The organism is Pseudomonas sp. PDM32 (assembly GCF_019219225.1).
GTDB classification, from domain to species: Bacteria; Pseudomonadota; Gammaproteobacteria; order Pseudomonadales; family Pseudomonadaceae; genus Aquipseudomonas; species Aquipseudomonas laurylsulfatiphila.
In genome coordinates, this window is the sequence record NZ_JAHUWE010000010.1 from 268,350 (window position 1) to 291,973 (window position 23,624).

The window sequence follows — 23,624 nt, forward strand, 5'->3', positions numbered from 1 at the left end:
ACTCTTTGGTCTTTTCGCCAACCAGCACCTCGCTTTACTTCTGGCGGCACAACGCCCACTCCCCTCAGGGTGACGGTAGATAGCTCATCACACGTGACTCGCCCATCAGCAACGGACGATTCAATTCCGCGCAGGCGCGCAGGTACTCGGCCACCAGGGTAATCCGTTTCAGCTTGCGCAGATCTTCGCTGTAGTACATCCAGAATTGCCGCGTGATCTCCACTTCACCGGGCAGCACTTCGCACAGGCGGGGATCGGGGCCGGCGAGGAAGCAAGGCAGGATCGCCAGCGCCCGTCCTTCCAGGGCTGCGTGGTAATGGGCCACCACGCTGGTGCTGCGCAGGCGGCTGTTGGCTCCGGGCATCAGGTCGTTCAGGTAGAGCAGTTTGAAGCTGAAGGCCAGGTCCTCGACATAGGTCACGAACGGGTGGCCGTCCAGGTCCTCGCGGCAACCGATCGGCGGATGATTCGCCAGGTACTCCGGCGTCGCATAAAGGCGCAGGCGGTAGTCACACAATCGCGAGCACACGTAAGGACCGCGCTCGGGCCGCTCCAGGGTGATGGCGATATCCGCCTCGCGCCGTGACAGGTTGATGAAATGCGGGACCGGCAAAATGTCCGCCGAGATGTTCGGGTAGTGCTCAAGGAAGTGGCTCATCTGCGCCGTGATGAAACAGGTTCCGAAGGCTTCGGTACAGCCGATGCGCAGATGCCCGGCGAGCCCCCCGGTGGTGCCGAAAACCTGCTCGCAGGCTACCAGCAGCGTACTTTCCAGGGATTCGGCATGGCCGACCAGACGCTGTCCCTCCACGGTCAGGACAAAACCGGACGTTCGCGACTTCTCGAACAGCAGGGCCCCTAGGCACTGCTCCAGGGCGCGGATACGCCGCGACACCGTGGTGTAGTCCACTCCGAGGCGGCGCGCCGCACCGCTGGCGGTGCGAGCACGGGCCACTTCGAGAAAGAAACGCAAGTCGTCCCAGTTGAGTGGGGGCTGCGTTGTGCATTTTTGCATATCCATCGGGCTTTTCCGCCAATACATATGGGAAATATGCACTTATATACTCGCATCTCACCCAACTTGACCAGTGTCGTTTTCAGGTCAGGAAAGCCCCCCACCCGAATAATAAATATCGAGGGCTGACAGCATGAGCGCACGGAAAAAAATCGGCTTGAACGCCGGACACAAGCAGCTGCGCAACAGCGCAATCGCGGCCACGGTTCTCGTCTGCCGTTGGCCCGATCCGTGGCGCCCCGCCGCCCTCCCGCACCGCCCCCTCGCCACTGGAAGGTCATCCGGGCGGCAATAACTACAGCACATCAGCATTCAGGTGGCGTCCCGCATCGGGTCGCTGCCCGGGTACCCGTACGCCCCTCAAAAGGCCGAACAACAAAAACAACTAGAAAAACGGAGCCTCACCATGACGACTGACCATCCGAACCACGCCCAGACCTGTGCACGGGTCAGGGCCAACCCCAAGTTCCAGCGCCTCGCGCGTCAGCGTGCACTGCTGGCCTGGACATTGAGCGGCGCGGTCCTGGCGATCTATTACAGCTTCATCATGGTGGTGGCTTTCGCTCCCGCCTGGCTGCACCTGCCGCTGTACGACGGCAGCCACCTCAGCCTCGGCATGCCCATCGGCGTGACGATCATCCTGTTGTCCTGGCTACTCACCGCCTGGTACGTGCACAGCGCCAACACCCGCTTCGACGTGCTCAGCTCGCAGATCCTCCAGGAGTCCCGCGCATGAAACGCCTGTCCGCCCTTCTCGCCCTCAGCCCTGTGCTGGCCCATGCCGACCCCATCATTGCGCAGAAGCAACCGCTCAACCTGCACGCCATCGGCATGTTTTTCGTCTTCGTCCTCGCCACCCTGCTGATCACCTGGTGGGCGGCACGACGCACCCGCTCCGCCGCCGATTTCTACAGCGCCGGCGGCGGTATCACCGGCTTTCAGAATGGCCTGGCAATCGCCGGTGACTATATGTCGGCCGCCACTCTGCTGGGCCTGTCGAGCCTGGTCTTCGCCAAAGGCTACGACGGCTTCGTCTACATCATCGGCTTCTTTGTCGGCTGGCCGATCGTCACCTTCCTGATGGCCGAGCGCTTGCGCAACCTGGGGCGCTACACCTTCGCCGACATCGTCTCCTACCGCCTCGATCAAACCCGCGTGCGCAGTTTCGCCGCCCTCGGATCACTGACCGTGGTGTGCTGCTATCTGGTGGTGCAAATGGTCGGTGCCGGTCAACTGATCAAACTGCTGTTCGGTCTCGACTACCGCACGGCGGTGGTGGTGGTCGGACTGTTGATGCTGGTCTATGTGATCTTCGGCGGCATGCTCGCCACCACATGGGTACAGATCACCAAGGCAGTCCTGCTGCTGGCGGGCGGCACCACCCTGGTGCTGATGGCCCTGAGTCGCTTCGACTTCAGCTTCGAGACGTTGGCGGCCCAGGCGGTGGCGGTGCATGCCAGCGGGGTGCAGATCATGGGCCCGGGCACCTTGCTGGCCGACCCGATCAACGCAGTGTCCTTATCCCTCGGCCTGGTCTTCGGCATTGCCGGCCTGCCGCACATCCTGATGCGTTTCTTCACGGTGCCCAATGCCAAGGAGGCGCGTAAATCGGTGCTGTTCGCCACGGTGTTCATCGGCTTCTTCTTCCTGGTGGTATGCGTCCTGGGCTATACCGCCATCGTCATCGTCGGCACAGATCCGCAGTACTACGTCGACGGCAAGCTCGGCGGGGCGATGATCGGCGGCGGCAACATGGTGGCCATGCACCTGGCGAAGGCGGTGGGCGGCAACCTGTTTCTCGGCTTCCTCTCTGCCGTGGCGTTCGCCACCATTCTCGCGGTGGTGGCCGGCCTGGCCCTGGCCGGTGCCTCGGCCATCTCCCATGACCTTTACGCGTCGGTATTGAAGAAGGGCTGCGCCGACGAGAAACAGGAAATGCGCGTGTCACGCATCGCCACCGTTTGCCTGGGCATCGTTGCGATTGCCCTTGGCATTCTGTTCGAGGGCCAGAACATCGCCTTCCTGGTCGGCCTGACATTCGGCATCGCCGCCTCGGCGAACTTCCCGGTATTGATCATGGCCATGTACTGGGGCGGCCTGACCACACGTGGCGCCCTCTACGGTGGCCTGACCGGCCTGCTCAGTGCACTGGCCCTGGTGATCGGCTCGCCGTCGGTGTGGGTCGGCGTACTGGGGCATGCCCAGGCGCTCTTTCCTTACGACCAGCCGGCGCTGTTCTCCATGCCACTGGCCTTCCTGGTCATAGTGGTCGCTTCCAGGCTTGACCGCAGCGAACGCGCCGACCGCGAACGCGCCGCCTATGCCGACCAGTTCGTGCGTGCCCAGACCGGCCTTGGAGCTTCCATGGCCAGCAGTCACTGACGCTGATTTTTCCGGGGCTGACGCCCCGAGCGCGAGTCCGCTCCTTTGCTTCGCGCTTTTTTACACCCGTCCTGCGCCGCTCGGCGCAGGACACCCCCAATAGCGCCCTTCCCTCGCCACTCCAAGTGGCGCGGGAGCGGCTCGTCGACAACAAAAACAACAAAAGGCCTCCAATGAAACCCACCACCCTCACTCTGTTCCTGGCCGGCAGCGGCCTCGCTGCACAGGCACATGCCGACTTCCTGGCAGACAGCACGGCCAGGCTGGAGATGCGCAACTTCTACTTCAACCGCGACTTCCGCCAGGCTAATGCCGCCCAGTCCAAGCAAGAAGAATGGGCCCAGGGTTTCCTGCTGCGCTACGAATCCGGTTATACCGATGGCACGGTCGGTTTCGGTATCGATGCCCTCGGCCAGCTCGGCGTCAAGCTCGATTCCAGTCCCGATCGCGCCGGCACCGGCCTGCTCAAGCGCGACAGCCAGCCGCCCAGGCGCGCCAAGGACGAGTATGGCGAACTGGGCCTGACGGCCAAGTTCAAAGCGTCCAACAGCGTGCTCAAGCTCGGCACCCTGGCCCCGAAGCTGCCGGTGCTGCTGGCCAATGATTCGCGCCTGTTGCCGCAAACATTCCGCGGTGGCCAATTGAATGTTCAGGAGATCAAAGGGCTGAGCGTCGACGCGGGGCGCGTGGATCGGGTCAATCAGCGCGACTCCTCGGACTACGAGAAAATGACCATCACCACCACCGGCGCCAAGGGCATTGTCGGTGGCCAGGCCCGCAGCGACGCCTTCAATTTCGCCGGCCTGGCCTACCAGTGGAACGAGCGGCTGAACACGGGCTACAACTACGGTGGCCTGGACGACTTCTATCACCAGCACCAGTTCAGTCTGGTCCACGTCCTGCCGCTGGGCGCAGGCCAGACGTTCAAGAGCGACCTGCGCTACGCCCGCTCCACCGACGATGGCCACAGCAACATCGACAACAATGCCTTCGGCGCCATGTTCACCTATGCCCTCGGCGGCCATGCCTTCGGTCTCGGTTACCAACGCATGAGCGGCGACACCGGTTTTGCCTATGTCAATGGCACCGACGCCTTCCTGGTCAACTTTGTGCAGATCAACGATTTCGCCAACAAGGAGGAGCGTTCCTGGCAGGCGCGCTACGACTACAACTTCGCGGCCCTCGGCGTTCCCGGCCTGACCTTCATGACCCGCTACTTATCCGGCGACAGCATCGACCTGGGCGCCGGCAAGCCCGACGGCCACGAATGGGAGCGCGACACCGACATCGGCTACGTGCTCCAGAGCGGCCCGCTGAAAAACCTCGGTCTCAAGTGGCGCAACGCTACGGTGCGCACCGCCCACTTCGGTAACGACCTCAACGAAAACCGCCTGATCCTCAGCTATACCCTGGCGCTCTGGTAAGTCCCCGCACAAGGCGTGTGCTGCCTGCATCGCTTGACGGTGCGGGCAGCGCACGCCTTGTGCATTTTTGTCGATTCAACGATGCAGCAGGTCCATGCTTTTTTGCACAACATACGGGATTTTTTGAGCATTCTTATTTGATTTATGCCTGCCTATACTCGATTCAACCACCTGGCCATGAACCCGGTCAGTCCCAATAAAAATAAATAGGGCACCCACCGTGAAGCTATCTTTGCTTGCCGTCGTCTCCCCACTTTCAGGTACCCGCGCGCGTCTTGGGAGCCTCCAATGAACAACCACTGCCAATCCTTCCTGGCCGCTCGTGATTTCCTGCTGGCCCACCGTACCGACTACGCCACCGCCGTACGTGACTTCCGCTGGCCGCAACTGCACGAATTCAACTGGGCGCTGGATTACTTCGATGCCATGGCCGAGGGCAACCAGGCCAATGCCCTGTGGATCGTCGAAGAGGACGGCAGCGAACAACGCTACAGCTTCCAGCAACTGGCCGCGCGCTCCAACCAGGTGGCCAATCACCTGCGTGCCCTCGGTGTGCGCCGTGGCGAACGCATCCTGCTGATGCTCGGTAACGATGTCGCCCTGTGGGAAACCATGCTGGCCGCCTTCAAACTCGGCGCCGTGGTCATTCCCGCTACCGCACTGCTGACCCCCGATGACCTGCGCGACCGCATCGAGCGCGGCCATGTTCGCCATCTGGTGGTCGGTAGCGCCCATGTCGACAAATTCGTCGGGCTGGGTGAAAACTGCAGCCGCATCTGCGTCGGCCCGTCCCCCGCCGGCTGGACCCCGCACAGCGCCGCCAGCGAGCATTCCGAGCAGTTCGAAACAGAGGGTCGCACACTGGCCACCGACCCGATGCTGCTGTACTTCACCTCCGGCACCACCTCCAAGCCGAAGATGGTGTTGCACAGTCACCAGAGTTACCCGGTCGGCCACCTCTCGACCATGTACTGGATTGGCCTGCAGCCGGGCGACCTGCACCTGAACATTTCGTCCCCGGGCTGGGCCAAGCACGCCTGGAGCTGCCTCTTTGCACCGTGGAATGCCGGTGCCTGCATCTTTATCCACAACACTGCACGCTTCAGCGCGCCAGCCCTGCTCGGCGTGCTCGAGCGCTATGGCGTCACCAGCCTGTGCGCGCCACCTACCGTGTGGCGCATGCTGATCCAGGAAGACCTGGCCAGTTACAAGACTCGCCTGCGCCTGCGCGAACTGGTGGGTGCCGGTGAGCCGCTCAACCCGGAGATCATCGAGCAGATCCTGCATGCCTGGGGCCTGTTGCTGCGCGACGGCTTCGGCCAGTCGGAAACCACCGCACTGGTCGGCAACACGCCTGGCCAGCGGCTCAAGCCGGGCTCCATGGGCCGTCCGTTGCCGGGCTACCGGGTGACCATGCTCGACCCCGATGGCGTGCCGGGTAACGAAGGCGAAGTGGCCCTGCCGCTGGACGTACGCCCGCTTGGCCTGATGCTGTGCTACGAGGACAGCCCGGAAAAGACCGCCGAAGTAATGCGCGACGGCTACTACCGCACTGGCGACACCGCACAGATCGACGACGAGGGCTACATCACCTTCGTCGGCCGTGCCGATGATGTGTTCAAGGCCTCCGACTACCGCATCAGCCCCTTCGAGCTGGAAAGCGCGCTGATCGAGCACCCGGCGGTGATGGAAGTGGCCGTGGTGCCAAGCCCCGACCCAGTGCGCCTGGCAGTGCCCAAGGCCTATCTGATCCTGGCCCATGACGCACAGGGCAGTCACGAACTGGCCGGCAGCATCCTCGCGTTCGCCCGCGAGCACCTGGCGCCCTACAAGCGGGTACGGCGCATCGAATTTGTCAGCGAGCTGCCCAAGACCATCTCCGGAAAAATCCGCCGGGTGGAACTGCGGCAAATGGAAGTGCAGCGTCGCCAGGGCGACGCACGTGGCCCGCAGGAATACTTCGAAGAAGACTTCCCGCAACTCAAAGGCTGACCCCTGGGGCCGGCATGCCGGCCCCTCCCCCCGAATCCAGACCCGACCGCTCGGCCAACCACGCCGAGGGGACTCTTTCGCCCTAACAAAAGCAGGCAGGACCCGTAAATGACCTCTTCCAACGTTCCCAGCGTCAAGCTCCTCATCAACGGCGAGTTCGTCGAATCGCGCAGCACCCAGTGGCGCGACGTGGTCAACCCGGCCACCCAGGAAGTCCTGGCCCGCGTCCCCTTCGCCACCGCCGAGGAAATGAACGCCGCCGTGGCCAGCGCCAGGCAAGCCTTCAAGACCTGGCGCAAGACACCGATCGGTGTCCGTGCCCGTGTGTTCCTCAAGTACCAGCAGCTGATCCGCGAGAACATCAAGGAACTGGCCGCCCTGCTCACCGCCGAGCAGGGCAAGACCCTGCCGGATGCCGAAGGTGACGTGTTCCGCGGCCTGGAAGTGGTCGAGCACGCCGCCAGCATCGGCAATTTGCAGATGGGCGAATTGGCCAACAACGTGGCCAACGGCGTCGACACCTACACCCTGCTGCAGCCGCTGGGCGTGTGCGCCGGCATCACCCCGTTCAACTTCCCGGCGATGATCCCGCTGTGGATGTTCCCGATGGCCATTGCCACCGGCAACACCTTCGTCCTCAAGCCATCCGAGCAGGATCCGCTGGTGACCATGCGCCTGGTGGAACTGGCCCTGGAGGCCGGTGTGCCCAAGGGCGTGCTCAACGTCATCCACGGCGGCGTCGACGCGGTGAACCTGATCTGCGACCACCCGGACATCAAGGCCGTATCCTTCGTCGGCTCGACCAAAGTCGGCACCCACGTCTACAACCGCGCCACCCAGAACGGCAAGCGCGCGCAGTGCATGATGGGCGCGAAAAACCATGCCATCGTCCTGCCTGATGCCAACAAACAACAGACCCTGAACAACCTGCTGGGCGCCTCCTTCGGTGCTGCCGGCCAGCGCTGCATGGCCCTGCCCGTGGTAATCCTGGTGGGTGAAGCGCAGACCTGGCTGCCGGACCTGATCGAACGAACCAAGACCCTCAAGATCAATGGCGGCACCGAGCCGGGCACCGACATCGGCCCGGTGATTTCCTGCGCCGCCCTGGAGCGCGTCAACGGTCTGATCGCCAGTGGCATCGAAGAAGGCGCCCGGCTCGAACTGGATGGGCGCAACCCGAGCGTGCCGGGCTACCAGGATGGCAACTTCGTCGGCCCGACCATTTTCTCCGGCGTCACCGCGCAGATGTCGGTGTACCGCGAAGAAATCTTCGGCCCGGTGCTGTGCGTCATGCACGCCGCCAACCTGGACGAGGCGATCGAGATCATCAATGCCAACCCGAACGGCAACGGCACTGCCCTGTTCACCCGCTCCGGCGCTGCCGCGCGGCACTTCCAGGAAGAGATCGACGTCGGCCAGGTCGGCATCAACGTGCCAATCCCGGTACCGGTCCCGCTGTTCTCCTTCTCCGGCTCGCGCGCCTCCAAGCTGGGCGACCTGGGCCCCTACGGAAAGCAAGTGGTGACCTTCTACACCCAGACCAAGACGATCACCCAGCGCTGGTTCGACGAGGACGATACCGGCGGCGCGGTGAACACCACCATTACCCTGAAATGACCTTTGCCGGCCGGCGCCTTGCGTCGGCCGACGACAAGCGCGCGCAGGGATTCCTGCGCCACTGCCCCCACTCGTAAAAGGTAGCCAACATGCATATCGGATTTCTCGGCCTGGGCAACATGGGCGGCCCAATGGCCCGCAACCTGCTCAAGGCCGGCCACCGCCTGACCGTCTTCGATCCCTTCCCCCAGGCGGTCGCCGCCCTGGTGGAGGCAGGCGCCAGCGCCGCCGACTCGCCCGCCGCCGTGGCCAAGGCCAGGGTTGAGGTGATCATCACCATGCTGCCGACCGCCGAGCACGTGAAGCAGGTCTATCGCGGCAAGGATGGCCTGCTGGCCAATATCGGCCCGGGCGTGCTGTTGATCGACAGTTCGACCATCGACCCGCTGAGCACCCGCGAGGTGGCCAAATACGCCCTTGCCCAAGGCAATCCGATGCTCGACGCGCCGGTATCCGGCGGCACCGGCGGTGCAGCAGCAGGCACCCTGACCTTTATGGTCGGTGGCCCGGACAGCGTGTTCGACCTGGCCTTGCCGATCCTCTCGGCGATGGGCAAGAACATCGTGCACTGCGGCGCAGCAGGCAACGGCCAGGTGGCCAAGATCGCCAACAACATGCTGCTCGGCATCTCCATGGTCGGCGTCGCCGAAGCCATGGCCCTGGGTGTAGCCCTGGGCATGGACGCCAAGGTCCTGGCCGGAGTGATCAATACCTCCACCGGTCGCTGCTGGAGTTCGGAGGTCAACAACCCGTTCCCGGGCGTGCTGGAAAATGCGCCGGCCTCACGGGGCTACAGCGGCGGCTTTGGCAGCGACCTGATGCTCAAGGACCTGGGCCTGGCCACTGAAGCGGCCAGGCACGCGCGCCAACCGGTCGCGCTCGGTGCCGTAGCCCAGCAGCTGTATCAGACCTTCAGCCTGCAAGGTCATGGCGGTCTGGATTTCTCCGCCATCATCAACCTGTTCCGCGGAGAAGCCTGAGCATGAGCGAGCAGCAAGCCCCGGTGCTGGCCAGCGTACGCAACCGTGTCGGCCACCTGACACTGAATCGGCCAAGCGCGTTGAACACCCTGGACCTGCCCATGGTGCGTCTGCTCTGCCGGCACCTGTGGGCGTGGGAGCAGGACCCGGAGATCGTCGCCGTGACCCTTCGCGGCGCCGGTGAAAAGGCCTTCTGCGCCGGCGGCGACATCCGCATGCTCTACGACAGCTACAAGGCCGGCGACAACCTGCATGAGCTGTTCCTCGAGGAGGAGTACGCCCTGGACGAGTACCTGCATGGCTACACCAAGCCCGTGCTGGCACTGCTCGATGGTTTTGTCCTCGGTGGCGGCATGGGCCTGGCCCAGGCGGCCTCGTTGCGGGTGATCACCGAGCGCACGCGGATGGGCATGCCGGAAGTCGGCATCGGCTTTTTCCCCGACGTCGGTGGCAGCTATTTCCTGCCGCGCCTGCCGGGTGAACTGGGAACCTACCTGGGTATCACCGGCTGCCAGGTGCGTGCCGCCGATGCCCTCTATGCGAACCTTGCCGACTACTACCTGCCCAGCGAACGGCTGGCCGAGCTGGATGCCTGCCTCGACCACCTGAACTGGACCGCGGCGCCCGTCGAAGACTTGCAGGACCTGCTCGCCGACATGGCCACCGAGCGACTTGCCGGTTCCGAGCTCAAGGCCTGTCGCCAGGCGATCGACGAGTATTTCGCCCTGCCCGATGTCCCGGCCATTCACGCCGCGCTGCAGCGCGAACAACGCCCCGAGCTGCAAGACTGGGCCGAGCAGACGGTGAAGCTGCTCGACAGCCGCTCGCCATTGGCGATGGCCACGACGCTCGAGTTGTTGCGCCGTGGTCGTGACCTGAGCCTGGCCGAGTGCTTCGCCCTTGAGTTGCACCTGGACTACCAGTGGTTCGACAAGGGCGACCTGATGGAAGGAGTGCGCGCCCTGATCATCGACAAGGACAAGTGCCCACGCTGGAACCCGCCAACCCTGACAGAACTGGTACCTGCCCGGGTGCAAGCCTTCTTCAATGACTTTGAACGCGCCTCCGGCAAGCCCGTTCGCACCGCCTGATCGGCAGGAGACTTTGCAATGCACGATATCGAATTGACCGAAGAACAACGCATGATCCGCGACATGGCGCGCGACTTCGCCCGCAGCGAAGTCGCGCCGCATGCCCAGGCCTGGGAGAAGGCCGGCTGGATCGATGACGCCGTGGTGGCGCAAATGGGCGAACTGGGCCTGCTGGGCATGGTCGTACCGGACACCTGGGGCGGCAGCTATACCGACTATGTGGCCTACGCCCTGGCCGTTGAAGAAATCTCGGCCGGTGACGGTGCCCTCGGCGCGCTGATGAGCATCCACAATTCGGTGGGCTGCGGCCCCCTGCTGAAATACGGCACCCCCGTGCAGCAGGACAGCTGGCTGCCGCTGCTGGTCAGTGGTCAAGCGATCGGCTGCTTCTGCCTGACCGAGCCACAGGCCGGCTCCGAAGCGCACAACCTGCGTACCCGTGCCGAACTGCGCGACGGCCAATGGGTACTCAATGGCGCCAAGCAGTTCGTCAGCAACGGAGAGCGGGCCAAGCTGGCCATTGTCTTCGCCGTCACTGATGCGCAACTGGGCAAGAAAGGGCTGTCGGCCTTCCTGGTCCCCACTGACAACGCCGGATTCGTGGTCGACCGACGCGAACACAAGATGGGCATCAAGGCCTCCGATACCTGCGCGGTGACCTTGAACAACTGCACCATTCCCGAAGCCAACCTGCTGGGTGAACGCGGCAAAGGCCTGGCCATTGCCCTGTCGAACCTGGAAGGCGGCCGCATCGGCATCGCCGCCCAGGCCCTGGGAATCGCCCGCGCCGCCTTCGAGGCCGCCCTGGGCTATGCCCGCGAACGCATCCAGTTCGGCAAGCCGATCATCGAACACCAGAGCGTGTCCAACCTGCTCGCCGACATGCACACCCGGCTCAACGCCAGCCGCCTGATGGTTCTGCATGCCGCGCGCCTGAAAAGCGCCGGGCAACCGTGCCTGTCCGAAGCCTCCCAGGCCAAGCTGTTCGCCTCGGAAATGGCCGAACGCGTGTGCTCCAGCGCCATGCAGATCCATGGCGGTTACGGCTACCTGGAGGATTACCCGGTGGAGCGCTACTACCGAGACGCGCGCATCACCCAGATCTACGAAGGCTCCAGCGAAGTCCAGCGCCTGCTGATCGCCCGCGAACTGAGCCACTACGCACTCTGACCCCCTCGAGCCGGACGCGACTGCCGCCTCTGGCTTTCACCTGCCTTCCCTCTCGCGGAGTTGCCCATGCCCGGCTTGCGCAATATTTCCATTAGCCGACGTCTGTGGCTGATTTTGCTGACATCCATCCTGATGCTGCTGATTCTCGCCGGCCTGATGCTCAAGCAGAGCCATGACGACCTTTATGCGGCCAAGGCGCTGAAAACCCGCCACGTGGTCGAGACCGCCAGCGGCATCCTGCGCCACTTCCAGAGCCTGGAAGCCCAGGGCCTCAATCGTGAGCAGGCGCAGCAGCAGGCCATCGCGGTCATGCGCGACTTGCGCTACGACCGCCAGGACTACTTCTGGCTCGAAGACCTCGACACACGCATGGTCATGCACCCCAATGCCAAGCTCGAGGGCAAGCGCATGGCCGGTACACTCGATCCGGACGGCAAGGCGCTGTTCGACGAAATGGTCGCCACGGCCAAACGCGATGGCGCCGGGCTGGTGCACTACCGCTGGCCCAAGCCGGGTTCCGACGCGCCGGTGGAGAAGGTTTCCTACGTCGAACTGTTCAAGCCCTGGGGCTGGATTGTCGGTTCGGGCATCTACATCGACGACGTGCAGGTCGAGTTCCGCCGCCAGTTGCTCCAGGCTTTCGTCATATTGCTGACGATCACCCTGATGCTCAGTACGCTGATCCTGCTGATTGCCCGCAGCATCGCCTCGCCACTGGCGCGGGTGGTCGATGCTATGGAAAACATCGCCAGCAGCGAAGCCGATCTGACCCGCAATCTGGATAACCGCTGGCGCGATGAACTGACAGACTTGAGCGGCCATTTCAACGTTTTCACCAACAAGCTGCGTGGCGTGATCGGCCAGTCCATGCAGTCCGCTGACAGCCTGGATCAGGCTTCGAAGTCGCTCGGTGAAATCGCTGCCGATAGCCAGAACCACAGCCAGCAGCAATCGCAGCAGATGGAGCTGGTCGCCGCCGCCATCCATGAGGTTTCCTACGCCGTGCAGGAAGTGGCGAAGAACGCCGAGCACGCGGCCAACGAAGTTCGCCAGGCCGAAGAGCAGGCACGTCGGGGCCAGAACAACATCGACACCAGCCTGCGCCAGATCGATCAGTTGTCCGATACGATCGGCCAGGCCGTCGAGGTGATCCAGAGCCTGGCCCGGGAAAGTACCCAGATCGGCAGCGTGCTGGAGGTGATCCGCGCCATCGCCGAGCAGACCAACCTGCTCGCCCTGAACGCCGCCATCGAGGCGGCGCGCGCTGGCGAACAGGGTCGCGGCTTCGCGGTGGTGGCCGACGAAGTTCGCCTGCTGGCACAGCGCACCCAGCAGTCCACCGCGCAAATCCAGGACATGATCGAGCGCCTGCACGGCAACTCGCAAGCCGCGGTGAATGTCATCAATGCCAGCAGCCAGGCCGCTCGACAAACCGTGGAGCAGGCCCACCAAACGGCTGAAAGCCTGCACCAGGTACTCGGCGCGCTGCGCAACGTCACTGAACTGAACGCCTCGATCGCCAGCGCCACCCTGGAGCAGTCACACGTGGTCGAAGACATCAACCAGAATGTGTCCCGCGCAGCCTCTCTGGCCCACGAAAATGCCCAGGCAGCAGACCGGTCCAACGCGGCGAGCCAGGAATTGGGCCAACTGGCGGGTCAGCTCAATCGGCTGTTGGGGCAGTTTCGCGTATGAGGTGGATGAGCAACATGCAGTCTTCCAGATCCCTTTTTGCCATACCTGTCGACGAAGAGCGCAACACGCGCTACCTGGAAACGCGGCACAAGGCGGTCGAGCTGTTCGCCAGGCACGGTTTCAGCCGGGTCAGCATGCGCGACCTGGCCACTGGCCTGGGGATCACGGCCGGCTCCCTCTACAACCACATCGATAGCAAAGAGGCACTGCTGTGTGAATTGATCGAGGAACTCTACGAAGCGTTGCTGGATGGCGCCAGCCTGGTGACCCGTCGCAAATCCGCCCCTGCTGTACGACTGCAGGGCCTGCTTGAGGCGCACCTACGGCTGCACGAGCGCATGGCCGCGCATTTCCGCCTGGCTGAGTACGACCTCCATTGTTTGAGCGACGAACAGCAAGACTCGATTCTGGCCCTGCGCCGACGCTACGAGCAGCATCTGGTGGAGACCATAGAGCAACTCACCGGTAAACCGGCCGGCGCCACCCGGCGCGCGACCGTAAGCGGCATCGTTTCCCTGCTCAATCAACTACCGGCCTGGGTTGGGCAGCCCAAGGCCGGCATTGGAGCACGCCGCAAGCTGCTGCATGAGATGGTGATGAGTACGCTGCAGGGCGCATTGCGGGCCACTGAGGCCGCAGACCTGGCGGCAGTCGTTCACCCATCGCCCTCCTCCTTGGCACTTGAATAAGTACCTGATTCCGATACCCTCTGCCGGCAGCCGACAAACCCTCGGATTTTATTTTCTAACTCTCCACTGGCCACGATGTTCATCGCTTCACGTCGGGCCAATCAGTCCTGCCACTGCACACCCCACCATAGATCCAGCCCTGCGGGCTTTGGGTCGGCGGTGCTGCAGTTTGTCCTTCACCCTTGCACAAGGGAATATGAAACCGGTAAAAGTGGCTTCACATAAAACTCTCGGCACTCAAATTAGTTTGACGCAAAGAAGCCAATCCAGAGTTTTTTTCAACACCTGTACAACCGGACCAGGAAGTTCGATCCCTCACACTCTTGGGTGTCAAGTCGATGAAATTCAGGACTGAGTCTTGGCTAAAATGAAGTCGATCAACGCTCTGGATGCGGCTGACAATTGCCGGTGAGGCGGATAGATAATCGAGAATGGCCTGCTGCGCCCGCTCAACTGCACAAGGATCTCCACCAACTCACCGCGCAGCACCCTCTCGCGGATGATGAAGTCATAGGTCTGGCAGATGCCCAGACCGCTTTGTGCCAGTGAAACGATTCCTAGGACATCATCCGACACCACGACATTGGCTTGTGGTACCCAGTCCAGGTTTTCCCCGTCAAGACAGAACAGCCACGGCCCGATCTTGCCGCTGCTGGGCATGATGAACGGCAGGCAAACATGTTCCCTCAACTCGTCGAGGGTTTCAGGGATACCGGTGCGAGCCAGGTACTCGGGGGAGGCAACCAGAGACAGACGAGCATCTTCGAGCTTGCGTCCAACCAAACCACTGTCCGGTAAAGGCCCCAAACGGATCGCCAGGTCATAGCCTTCGGCAACCAGGTCAACGTTGCGATTGGTGATGCTCAGTTCCACCTGGACAGCAGGGTATTGCCGGGCAAAAGCGCTGAGCAGCGGTGGCAGACGGTGATGCCCGTAGGTTGTCGGTACGCTCATGCGCACGCGTCCGCTCAACTCGCCTTCCTGGCCACGAATGGTCCGCTCCGCCTCTTCGATCTGTGTGAACGCCAGACGGGTCTGCTCCAGGTACAACCGGCCGGCATCTGTCAGGCTGAGCCTGCGGGTGGTACGTCGCAACAGCTGCACGCCAAGGCGCGACTCAAGCCTGGTCAATGCGCGGCTGAGCACCGAAGGCGTCGTCGCCAGCGCGATGGCAGCTGCGCTGACTGTGCCCTGCTCTACCACACGTATGAAGGCCTCCACATCGCCAAGATGGTCGAATTTACGTGGCATTATTGCTTTCTCGGGCCAAATGATTTCCGTTTTAGGTAGTTTATCGCCATATAACACACCAATAGAGTGTCCAACCAAGGGGCGACAACCGTTCGCCTTACTGTTTGCGGACTCGACATGAAGACAATGACCCGTATTGCCCTGACCACAGCCCTGATTGCCACCAGCGTGACGGCGAACGCCGGCAACGTGCTTGTGGTGCTTTCCGACTCGGCGACGCTCGATCTGAAGGACGGAAAAACCTTCGCGACCGGTTTCTACCTGAACGAGCTGTTGCAACCGGTGAAGATGCTGCTCGACGCCGGCCATGAAGTGACCTTCGCTACCCCGAAAGGCAAGGCCCCGACTGTGGATCAGACGTCCATCGACAAAATGTACTTCAACAACGATGAAGCCACGCTCGAGACCTACAAGCACCTGCTCGACCAATTGAAACTGACCGTGCCGGAGCAATCACCGGTCATCAGCCTCGACCGGGTGGAACAGATCGGCTACGCGCATTTCGATGCGGTCTACATTCCCGGCGGCCATGCACCGATGCAGGATCTGCTGCACAGCCCTGCGCTGGGTCGCTTGCTGGTGAATTTCCATGATCAAGGCAAGACCACCGCCCTGGTCTGCCATGGCCCGATCGCCCTGCTGTCGACACTGACTGACTCAGAGAGCTTCACTCGAAAAGTCCAGGCAGCCAAGCCGGTAAACGCCAGCACCGACTGGATCTATGCGGGCTACAAGATGACGGTTATCAGCAACAAGGAAGAGCAAGCTGCCAAAGGCCTGCTCAATGGCGGCGAGATGAGGTTCTACCCGCAAACCGCGCTGGAAAAAGCCGGTGGCTTATACAACAGTAACACGGCCAACTGGACGCCCTATGTCGTCGTCGATCGCGAATTGATCACGGGCCAGAATCCAGCCTCGGCCAACGAGGTCGGCAAGGTATTGCTCGGAAGGCTGAAATAACGCGCCTGCTGCGCATGTGCAAAACGACATCGCCCGCCCCCTACGGGGTCGCTCGGGCGACGGCGACAGGGCTCAAGCCTCGGCCAGGCTTTCTTTCTGTTCCAGCCATTCGATCATCAACTCGCCCCACGCAATGTCTGCTTGCATGGCGTCTTTGGCCTTGTCCGAATCCCGATTACGCAAGGCCTCCAGTACTTCGAAATGCTTGTGCTTGGAACTGGCGAGTTCTCGCTTTGGCACTTCCGCGTGGAAGCGGCTCAAGAGCGGTCCCATGATGACCCACATGTTCTCCAGGGTTTTGGCCACGACGGGCATGCGCGCGGCGGAAATCAACCCGAAGTGGAATTCCCTGTTGAGCAGCGCGGCTTGCTTGTAGTCGACGGACACCGCTTTTTGGAAGGCATCCTGAATGGCTTCGAGTTTCGCCAGTTCCGGCTTGGTCACCCGAAGGGCTGCCATGCCCGCCGCCTCGCCCTCCAGCAAATGGCGGATCAATTGAATTTCCCGCAACTGGCTGACTGTCAGCTCGGGGACATAAATAGACGTCGCGGCCTTCATGTCCAAAGCGTGGTCGCTGACCAGGCGGAAAATCGCTTCACGTACAGGGGTGATCGACACACCGAACTCTTCGGCCAGGGCGCTGATCCGCAAACGGTCCCCGGGTTGATACTGCCCGTCCATCAGCGCGGTGCGGATTATGGAGTAGACCCGCTCGCTCAAGTTGCCTTTATCGATGGGCTTATGCACGGTCACGGTTGCTCGGTCTCCAGAGTAAAAAAGAGTGTGGCGACCTGGCGTGTGGATACGACAGCAGGCGGCGACGAAGATAACGCATCATACATCATGACCTTTTCATCTCCACTGCTTCAAGGCAGGGACACGCAGTTGACGCGCGATCAGATCAAGGATATATCATATATCACAACAACAACTCATCAAGGACATCCAAATGCCTATCAGCGGTAAAACACGGGTCGTGGTCCATCTGACCTACCCCGCCAAGCACCTGCGTACACCGGAATTTTTCAACCCGCTGCTGGAGCGCCTCGGATATGACGGAGTGTTGGTGCCCTGGGAAGTGTCGCCTGCCAACCTCGCCACCGCGTGGGAGGGGTTGCGCGGTATCGAAAACCTGGCGGGGGTGATCGTCACCGTTCCGCACAAGCTGGAGGTGGCGACATTGTGTGATGAACTCCAAGGCACTGCCCGTCTGCTTAACGTGTGTAACGTCGCCAAACGTCTGCCCGACGGGCGCTTCAGCGGGCGCATGTTCGATGGCGACGGCTTCGTTGCCGGCCTGAAAAAACAGGGCCATGACCTGCAAGACAAACGCGTGTTGCTGCTCGGCGCGGGCGGCGCGGCCACCGGCATCGCCCATGCGTTACTGGCCGAAGAGATCCGGGAATTGGTGATCAGCAATCGTTCGCCGGCCAAGGCCGAAGAGCTGGTCGACGAACTTCGCCGAATTTTTCCTGCTCGCCAGATCAATGCCGGCCCCTCCGATGGCAGCGGTTTCGACGTGGTGATTAATGGCACCGCGCTGGGACTTAAAGCCGATGATCCCTTGCCCCTGCCAGTCGAGACCCTGGCCCCGGGAACGGTGGTCGGCGAAGTAGTGATGAATCCGGATATCACACCCTTGCTCAGTGCCGCCGCCGAACGCGGCTGCGTGATTCACAAAGGTGCGCACATGATCACTGGCCAGATTGATTTGCTGGCCGAGTTTCTGTTTGCCCAATGCGGCAGCTGATTTGCCTTTGACCAACCTGGAGAAAACGCCATGAAAAAAACTGCCATTGTCACCGGCGGCGGCTCGGGCATCGGCCTGGCCACTGCACAACGTTTGCTCGCTGACGGCTATGAAGTGTTCACCCTCGGCCTCGGTGAGCCGGAGTTGCGCGTGGAGGGCATTCATTACCAGGAACTGGACGTAACCAACGACGAAGCGGTGAACGACTTCTTCGCGCAGTTCGAGCGCGTCGATGCAATCGTCAACGCCGCCGGCATCATCGATCACAATCGCGAGTGGGAGCTTGATGGCTTCAGCCGGGTCATGGACGTCAATCTGACAGCCGTCATGCGCATCACCAATGCCGCCCTGCCCGGCCTGAAAGCCGCACGCGGCGCAGTGGTGAATTTCGCTTCGATGTGGGGCATCTTCGGCTCAGCCAAAACCCCAGCATATGCGTCGAGCAAAGCCGCTATCAGCGAGTTGACGCGTTGCATGGCTGTGGCCTGGGCCACCGATGGCGTGCGCGCCAATGCCGTGGCACCGGGCTGGATCCTGACCAATCTCTCGCGCCGGGCATTTGAAGACCCGGTGCGCTCAGAAGGGATCATGGCGCGGATTCCCATGAAAGCCTGGGGCGCTCCGGAAGACGTGGCCAACGTAATCGCCTTCCTGGTCTCGGAAAACGCGCGGTATGTCACCGGCACGACGCTGCCGGTAGACGGCGGATATTCGATCGCCTGAGATCAACTCATCGATTGAGCGCTTGACCGCAAAAAAACATGATATATCATGCATCATAACAGAATCGAGCACTCGGCAGCTCGCCGCCGATGCCTCAAATAACAATAAGCAGTGAAGAGAGGTGTTGAATGAATCTGGTTTTCGGCTCACCCGGAAGATACGTCCAGGGCACGGAGGTGCTCGCTCAGGCGGGTACTTATCTGGCGCACTGCGGACGCAAGGCCGTGGTGGTCATCGACAGTTATGTCCTGGGCTTGATCAGGTCGCGACTGGATGACACCTGTGCACACGCGGACGTCGAATTGCACTACATCACCTTCGATGGCGAGATCACTGCCGCCGGCATCGCCGACCTCAGAAGCACTGCCGCAGCCATCGGTTTCGACATGATCCTGGCCGTCGGTGGCGGCAAGTGCATCGACGCCGGCAAGGCCCTCGCCCACAGCTCAGGGCGTGCGCTCATCACCATGCCCACCGTGGCCTCGAACGATGCGCCGACCTCGAAAAACTACGTGGTTTACGACGACCATCATCAATTGAGCGAAGTCGGCCATCTGCTCTGCAGCCCCCGCTATGTGCTGGTCGATACCGGACTGATCGCCCAAGCGCCACGCCAGTTCCTGCTGGCCGGTATCGCTGACGCCCTGACCAAGAAATTCGAGGCCGAGCAGTGCTTCAACTCGACCGGCGTGAACATGTTTGGCGCACGCCCGGCGCTGTCCGGGCTGGTGCTGGCGCGCGAGTGCTACCAAGTCATTCGCCAATACGCGGAACCGGCACTGGCTCAGGCCGGCAGCGGCCAGGTGACACCGGCCTTCGATCACTTGATTGAAGCCGTGCTGCTGATGAGTGGCCTGGGGTTCGAAAGCGGCGGCCTGTCGATTGCCCACGCCATGACCCGCGGCCTGTCGAAAATCCCCGGTGCGCAGCAACAAGTCCACGGCTGGCAAGTGGCGTACGGCTTGCTGGTGCAGCTGGTTCTGGAGGATCGCGACGCCGAACTCATGGGCGACATGTTGAGCTTCTATGAACGCATCGGCCTGCCTCGCAACTTGGCCGAACTGGGCGTATCGAACATCGACGACGCGCTGTTGATGCAAGTGGCCGAGCCCACCCTCAAAGCTCCCCATGCACGCAACTTCGTCTCGGTTTCGGGCGGTCCGCTGACCTGCGACGAGTTGATCGGTGCCATGCGCGCCCTGGAAGGCCGCAGCCACTGACCGCGCACCGAAAACCCGTTGAACCCGCAACCACCCGGTTGAAGTTCAACCCGTACCACTGAGATTCAATTTCAACAAATTCATGCCTGTGATTGGAGGTAGAGATGTCTACACCCCGCAAAAAGATCGAACAGTGGAAAGCCAGCAATTTTGTGCCTTCTGCCGAGACCGTCAAGATGCTCAAGAACCGCGCGAAGTTCGTTCGCCTTGAAACCATCCGCCTGATCGAAATCGCCAAGACCGGCCACTACACCTCGGTGTTTTCCGCCGCCGAACTGTTCTCGGCGCTGTACTACGACGTGATGACGATCCGTCCCGAAGAGCCGAAATGGCCGGGCCGCGACCGCTTCCTGATGGGCAAGGGGCACGCCGCCGTAGGTCAGTTCCCGATCCTGGCTGACCTGGGGGTGTTCCCCAAGGAGTGGCTCGATGAATACACCCGCCTGGGCAGCCCTCTGGGGGATCACCCTGACATGCGCAAAGTGCCCGGCATCGACTTCTCCTCCGGCTCCATCGGCCACGCCCTCTCCGGTGGCCTGGGCATGTGCCTGGCCCAGCGTTTCACCGGCGAAGTCTATGACGTTTTCGTCATGCTTGGAGACGGCGAAATGCAGGAAGGCCAGGTCTGGGAAGCGGCCATGAGCGCCGCTCACCACAACGCCAAACATTTGATCGCGATTGTCGACCGCAACGGTTTCCAGCTCGACGGACAGGTGGACGACGTGATCGGCATCGAACCGCTGGACGAAAAATGGCGGGCATTCGGCTGGGAAGTGCATGTGATCGACGGGCACAACATCGCCGAAGTGACCGAAACCCTGCGCCGGGTGAAGGCTGACGAACGCCGTGAGAAACCGGTCTGCATCATCGCCAAGACCGTCAAGGGCAAAGGCGTTTCCTATATGGAGACCGAGCCAGGCTGGCACCTTGGTTACCTTGACCCGGAAGACGCTAAACGCGCTATCGCTGAAATTGAAGCCATGGAGATCTGAACATGAACGCCCCTCTTTCCCCCAATTCCTGGCAGTACCGTGGCCTCAACGCGCTCAACCCGGGCCTGTCGTACTTGTCTGATGCACTGATTGAACTGACCCAGGCCGGCTACCCGGTGATGGCCGGTTCGGCTGACTTGCAGTACTCCAACGGCCTAAACAAGTTCGCCAGCCAGTACCCCGAGCGTTACCTGCAGTTCGGTATCTCCGAACAAAACATGGTCACCGCCGCAGCCGGCCTGGCCACTTGTGGAGTGATGCCGTTCGTGGCGACCTTCGCTTCGTTCCTCGGCCTGTTGTGCTGCGAGCAGATCCGCATGGACGTCGCATATTCGGCGCAACCGGTGCGTCTGATCGGGCACCACACCGGCATTTCGCTGGGTTTCTACGGTACCTCGCACCATGCCACCGAAGACATCGCCACCATGCGTTCGATTGCCGATCTGGCCGTGGTTTCGCCGGCGGATGGTGCGCAACTGGTCGCTGCCATCAAGGCCTCCGCCACCTACGATAAACCGGTGTATTTCCGCATTGGTCGCGGTCGCGACCCGATCGTTTACGAGGACGGTGTGGTCTTCGAATTCGGCAAGGCCCATGAGCATATCGAGGGTGAAGAACTGACCATCATCGCCTGCGGCATCACCGTGCATGCGGCCCTGGCCGCCGCTCGCAAAATGAACGCCGAAGGACGCTCCGTGGGGGTGATCGACATGGCGTCGATCAAGCCGATCGACCGTGACGCCATCCTGCGCGCTGCTGCTCGCAGCAAACGCATGATGACCGTAGAGGAGCACAACGTCCTCGGTGGTCTCGGCGCTGCGGTAGCCGAAGTGCTTTCGGACGAAGGCGTCGGCGTCAAGCTCAAGCGCCACGGCATCTACGACGAATACAGTTTGATCGCCCCGCCGACGCACTTGTACGAACACTACAAGCTCGATGCGGCCGGCATCGAAGAAGTGGCATTGGCGCACATCAACGCCTGACATCCACCCTGTCACTGTGGGAACAAGCCTGCTCGCGAGAGTGGTATGTCAATCGACATCAATGCTGAACATCAGACCGCTTTTGCGGGCAAGCCGGATCGCCGCACCGCTCGTTCCTACAGGGGATTTTTGCTGGATGGGAAATCTCGTTTTTTTCAGCAAGCCCTATGCAACCCATCGTTACTCACCACATACCGTGGTTCATGAAACATCTCGGAGCCAACAATGAATAATATTACCGAGACCATACCCGACGTTTCGATCGGGCAGGCCAAAACACCCCGTACAACACTGCGCAGAAAGTCATTGATGGCCACCGGCGTGGGAAACCTGCTTGAGTGGTTCGACTGGACGATCTACACCGTTGCATCGGTCTACATCGCCGCGGCACTCTTCGATAAAAGCAATGCCACCTCTGCCCTGCTCAATACCCTGGCCGTGTTTGCAGCCGGTTTTCTGTTGAGGCCTCTCGGCGGCATCTGCTTCGGCATCCTCGCCGATAAACTGGGGCGGCGCACGGTGCTCATGAGCACTATGCTGCTGATGGCCAGTGCCAGCCTGTTGATTGCCTTTATTCCTTCCTATGACGCCATCGGCAGCTGGGCTTCGGCGCTTCTGTTGTTGGCCCGACTGGCGCAAGGCTTTGCTCATGGCGGCGAGACCACCACCTCCTATGCCTACATCGCCGAAATCGCCCCGCCGAAACGTCGGGGTCTGTGGTCAAGTACCGTGTTTATCGCCGTTGGCTGCGGATCGTTACTGGCGACGTTCTACATGGCGCTGCTGACGTCACTGCTGTCCGTCAGTGAAATGCAGGAATGGGGCTGGCGCATCCCGTTCGCCTCCGGTGGTCTGTTGGCCGTCTTCGCGTTGTGGTTGCGCCGCAACATGATGGAAAGCGAGCACAGCCCAAACGCCGCGGGTGTCTCACCCGAGTCGGCCTGGAGTCGCGGCAAAATCATTCAACATGGCATTCGGTTGTTTCTCTATGAAGCCGGTGCCACGTTGACCTACTACACCTGGGTCACATCGGCGTCGATCTACGCCATCAGCATCAAAGGCATGGACCCGCGCAGTGCGTTCACCATGAGCTGCATTGCACAGGTCATCTACCTGGTATTCCTGCCGGTCTCGGGCTGGCTCTCCGATCAGTGGGGACGCAAGATTTCTGCGCTGATCTCGTTGCTCGGTATTGCTGCCACGCTGTTCCCTCTGTGGAGCCTGATTTCCAATGAGCCGTGGACCTTGATGGTTACGCAAACCGCAGGCTTGTTGTTGGTGGGCTTCATCACCGGTTGCAAACCGGCGTCGATCTCCGAACAGATTCCGACCCGCTATCGCACCCGTATGTTCGGGGTATGCATTTCTCTAGGCGTCGCAGTATTCGGTGGCACAGCCTCGTACCTGACAACCTGGCTGTACTCGGAAAACATTGGTTGGATGTTCAACATCTATCTGATCGTGGTCGCCATTATCGCCAGCGCCGTGGTGCTGATGTGGAAAAACAACCACGGCGTTGCAATCGACAAAATCTGAACTTCATCGGTCACGCCTAAAAAATCCCGTCCCGAATGCACCCATTGGTCTTCGGAACGGGCTTGCCTGTCGCTGCCCCCGACCGCCCAACACGCAACGTTCATTGCCGGCACTCGCTCCTGCGGGGCCCCCCGTTCATCCACTCCCAACTTCA

General features: G+C 61.6%; 20 protein-coding genes. 17 read left to right on the forward strand and 3 right to left on the reverse strand.

The features are described from left to right. Window positions 1-64: 64 nt before the first annotated feature. Entirely contained in the window at window positions 65-1,015 is a 951-nt protein-coding gene (locus tag KW846_RS20465; protein ID WP_205886327.1) for a LysR family transcriptional regulator, read from the reverse strand. Between the two features lie 406 nt (window positions 1,016-1,421). Between KW846_RS20465 and KW846_RS20470 the strand changes: the two genes are divergently transcribed. From KW846_RS20470 to KW846_RS20515, 10 genes are all read left to right on the forward strand, one after another. Next, entirely contained in the window at window positions 1,422-1,751 is a 330-nt protein-coding gene (locus tag KW846_RS20470) for a DUF485 domain-containing protein (RefSeq protein WP_103398016.1), read from the forward strand. Then, complete coding sequence (locus KW846_RS20475) at window positions 1,748-3,397, forward strand: cation acetate symporter (RefSeq protein WP_218484708.1); 1,650 nt, start codon at window positions 1,748-1,750, stop codon at window positions 3,395-3,397. The genes KW846_RS20470 and KW846_RS20475 overlap by 4 nt, the downstream gene beginning before the upstream one ends. Before the next feature lie 173 nt (window positions 3,398-3,570). After that, a complete protein-coding gene (locus KW846_RS20480; RefSeq protein WP_218484710.1) occupies window positions 3,571-4,821 on the forward strand; it encodes an OprD family porin in 1,251 nt (416 codons plus the stop codon). 288 nt (window positions 4,822-5,109) lie between these two features. Then, on the forward strand, window positions 5,110-6,813 hold the full coding sequence (locus tag KW846_RS20485) for an AMP-binding protein (protein ID WP_218484712.1): 1,704 nt from the start codon (window positions 5,110-5,112) through the stop codon (window positions 6,811-6,813). Between the two features lie 108 nt (window positions 6,814-6,921). Then, window positions 6,922-8,430, forward strand: a complete 1,509-nt coding sequence (locus tag KW846_RS20490; RefSeq protein WP_218484714.1) for a CoA-acylating methylmalonate-semialdehyde dehydrogenase — start codon at window positions 6,922-6,924, stop codon at window positions 8,428-8,430. 89 nt (window positions 8,431-8,519) lie between these two features. Further along, window positions 8,520-9,410: a 3-hydroxyisobutyrate dehydrogenase gene (mmsB, locus tag KW846_RS20495; protein ID WP_218484716.1), complete on the forward strand. Its 891-nt coding sequence runs from the start codon at window positions 8,520-8,522 to the stop codon at window positions 9,408-9,410. Window positions 9,411-9,412: 2 nt separating this feature from the next. Beyond that, the gene (locus tag KW846_RS20500) at window positions 9,413-10,501 is read left to right on the forward strand and encodes an enoyl-CoA hydratase/isomerase family protein (protein WP_218484718.1); all 1,089 of its coding nucleotides are present in this window, start codon (window positions 9,413-9,415) and stop codon (window positions 10,499-10,501) included. 18 nt (window positions 10,502-10,519) lie between these two features. After that, window positions 10,520-11,671 (forward strand): acyl-CoA dehydrogenase family protein, encoded by a 1,152-nt coding sequence (locus KW846_RS20505; protein ID WP_218484720.1) that lies wholly within the window; start codon window positions 10,520-10,522, stop codon window positions 11,669-11,671. Window positions 11,672-11,737: 66 nt separating this feature from the next. Continuing rightward, window positions 11,738-13,366, forward strand: coding sequence for a methyl-accepting chemotaxis protein (locus KW846_RS20510; RefSeq protein WP_218484721.1), 1,629 nt, complete (start codon window positions 11,738-11,740; stop codon window positions 13,364-13,366). Further along, window positions 13,363-14,055 (forward strand): TetR/AcrR family transcriptional regulator, encoded by a 693-nt coding sequence (locus tag KW846_RS20515; protein WP_218484723.1) that lies wholly within the window; start codon window positions 13,363-13,365, stop codon window positions 14,053-14,055. The genes KW846_RS20510 and KW846_RS20515 overlap by 4 nt, the downstream gene beginning before the upstream one ends. 345 nt (window positions 14,056-14,400) lie before the next feature. Here KW846_RS20515 and KW846_RS20520 read toward each other — a convergent pair whose 3' ends face one another. Then, window positions 14,401-15,306 carry a LysR family transcriptional regulator gene (locus KW846_RS20520; RefSeq protein ID WP_218484725.1) on the reverse strand — a complete coding sequence of 302 codons (906 nt, stop codon included), beginning with the start codon at window positions 15,304-15,306 and terminating at the stop codon, window positions 14,401-14,403. A gap of 117 nt (window positions 15,307-15,423) precedes the next feature. Between KW846_RS20520 and KW846_RS20525 the strand changes: the two genes are divergently transcribed. Continuing rightward, the gene (locus KW846_RS20525; protein WP_218484727.1) at window positions 15,424-16,266 is read left to right on the forward strand and encodes a type 1 glutamine amidotransferase domain-containing protein; all 843 of its coding nucleotides are present in this window, start codon (window positions 15,424-15,426) and stop codon (window positions 16,264-16,266) included. A 72-nt stretch (window positions 16,267-16,338) separates the two neighbouring features. On the opposite strand, the gene KW846_RS20530 is transcribed toward KW846_RS20525, so the two are convergent. Further along, window positions 16,339-17,019 (reverse strand): GntR family transcriptional regulator, encoded by a 681-nt coding sequence (locus tag KW846_RS20530; RefSeq protein WP_007977089.1) that lies wholly within the window; start codon window positions 17,017-17,019, stop codon window positions 16,339-16,341. Window positions 17,020-17,215: 196 nt separating this feature from the next. On the opposite strand from KW846_RS20530, the gene KW846_RS20535 reads away from it, so the two are divergent. The 6 genes from KW846_RS20535 (at window position 17,216) to KW846_RS20560 (ending at window position 23,470) form a co-directional block, all read left to right on the forward strand. Next, complete coding sequence (locus KW846_RS20535) at window positions 17,216-18,016, forward strand: shikimate dehydrogenase (protein WP_007977091.1); 801 nt, start codon at window positions 17,216-17,218, stop codon at window positions 18,014-18,016. 30 nt (window positions 18,017-18,046) lie between these two features. Further along, the gene (locus KW846_RS20540) at window positions 18,047-18,739 is read left to right on the forward strand and encodes an SDR family NAD(P)-dependent oxidoreductase (RefSeq protein ID WP_218484728.1); all 693 of its coding nucleotides are present in this window, start codon (window positions 18,047-18,049) and stop codon (window positions 18,737-18,739) included. Window positions 18,740-18,867: 128 nt separating this feature from the next. Further along, window positions 18,868-19,959, forward strand: a complete 1,092-nt coding sequence (locus tag KW846_RS20545) for a glycerol dehydrogenase (protein ID WP_218484730.1) — start codon at window positions 18,868-18,870, stop codon at window positions 19,957-19,959. Window positions 19,960-20,063: 104 nt separating this feature from the next. Next, a complete protein-coding gene (locus KW846_RS20550; protein WP_218484732.1) occupies window positions 20,064-20,951 on the forward strand; it encodes a transketolase in 888 nt (295 codons plus the stop codon). A gap of 2 nt (window positions 20,952-20,953) precedes the next feature. Next, window positions 20,954-21,934, forward strand: coding sequence for a transketolase family protein (locus KW846_RS20555; protein ID WP_007977099.1), 981 nt, complete (start codon window positions 20,954-20,956; stop codon window positions 21,932-21,934). A gap of 225 nt (window positions 21,935-22,159) precedes the next feature. Beyond that, entirely contained in the window at window positions 22,160-23,470 is a 1,311-nt protein-coding gene (locus KW846_RS20560) for an MFS transporter (protein ID WP_218484734.1), read from the forward strand. Window positions 23,471-23,624 lie beyond the last annotated feature (154 nt).

Excerpts from the sequence above, each read along its gene's own strand:
- KW846_RS20465 (WP_205886327.1), bottom strand. The coding sequence starts at position 1,015 with ATGCAAAAATGCACAACGCAGCCCCCACTCAACTGGGACGACTTGCGT.
- KW846_RS20470 (WP_103398016.1), top strand. The coding sequence starts at position 1,422 with ATGACGACTGACCATCCGAACCACGCCCAGACCTGTGCACGGGTCAGG.
- KW846_RS20475 (WP_218484708.1), top strand. The coding sequence starts at position 1,748 with ATGAAACGCCTGTCCGCCCTTCTCGCCCTCAGCCCTGTGCTGGCCCAT.
- KW846_RS20480 (WP_218484710.1), top strand. The coding sequence starts at position 3,571 with ATGAAACCCACCACCCTCACTCTGTTCCTGGCCGGCAGCGGCCTCGCT.
- KW846_RS20485 (WP_218484712.1), top strand. The coding sequence starts at position 5,110 with ATGAACAACCACTGCCAATCCTTCCTGGCCGCTCGTGATTTCCTGCTG.
- KW846_RS20490 (WP_218484714.1), top strand. The coding sequence starts at position 6,922 with ATGACCTCTTCCAACGTTCCCAGCGTCAAGCTCCTCATCAACGGCGAG.
- mmsB (WP_218484716.1), top strand. The coding sequence starts at position 8,520 with ATGCATATCGGATTTCTCGGCCTGGGCAACATGGGCGGCCCAATGGCC.
- KW846_RS20500 (WP_218484718.1), top strand. The coding sequence starts at position 9,413 with ATGAGCGAGCAGCAAGCCCCGGTGCTGGCCAGCGTACGCAACCGTGTC.
- KW846_RS20505 (WP_218484720.1), top strand. The coding sequence starts at position 10,520 with ATGCACGATATCGAATTGACCGAAGAACAACGCATGATCCGCGACATG.
- KW846_RS20510 (WP_218484721.1), top strand. The coding sequence starts at position 11,738 with ATGCCCGGCTTGCGCAATATTTCCATTAGCCGACGTCTGTGGCTGATT.
- KW846_RS20515 (WP_218484723.1), top strand. The coding sequence starts at position 13,363 with ATGAGGTGGATGAGCAACATGCAGTCTTCCAGATCCCTTTTTGCCATA.
- KW846_RS20520 (WP_218484725.1), bottom strand. The coding sequence starts at position 15,306 with ATGCCACGTAAATTCGACCATCTTGGCGATGTGGAGGCCTTCATACGT.
- KW846_RS20525 (WP_218484727.1), top strand. The coding sequence starts at position 15,424 with ATGAAGACAATGACCCGTATTGCCCTGACCACAGCCCTGATTGCCACC.
- KW846_RS20535 (WP_007977091.1), top strand. The coding sequence starts at position 17,216 with ATGCCTATCAGCGGTAAAACACGGGTCGTGGTCCATCTGACCTACCCC.
- KW846_RS20540 (WP_218484728.1), top strand. The coding sequence starts at position 18,047 with ATGAAAAAAACTGCCATTGTCACCGGCGGCGGCTCGGGCATCGGCCTG.
- KW846_RS20545 (WP_218484730.1), top strand. The coding sequence starts at position 18,868 with ATGAATCTGGTTTTCGGCTCACCCGGAAGATACGTCCAGGGCACGGAG.
- KW846_RS20550 (WP_218484732.1), top strand. The coding sequence starts at position 20,064 with ATGTCTACACCCCGCAAAAAGATCGAACAGTGGAAAGCCAGCAATTTT.
- KW846_RS20555 (WP_007977099.1), top strand. The coding sequence starts at position 20,954 with ATGAACGCCCCTCTTTCCCCCAATTCCTGGCAGTACCGTGGCCTCAAC.
- KW846_RS20560 (WP_218484734.1), top strand. The coding sequence starts at position 22,160 with ATGAATAATATTACCGAGACCATACCCGACGTTTCGATCGGGCAGGCC.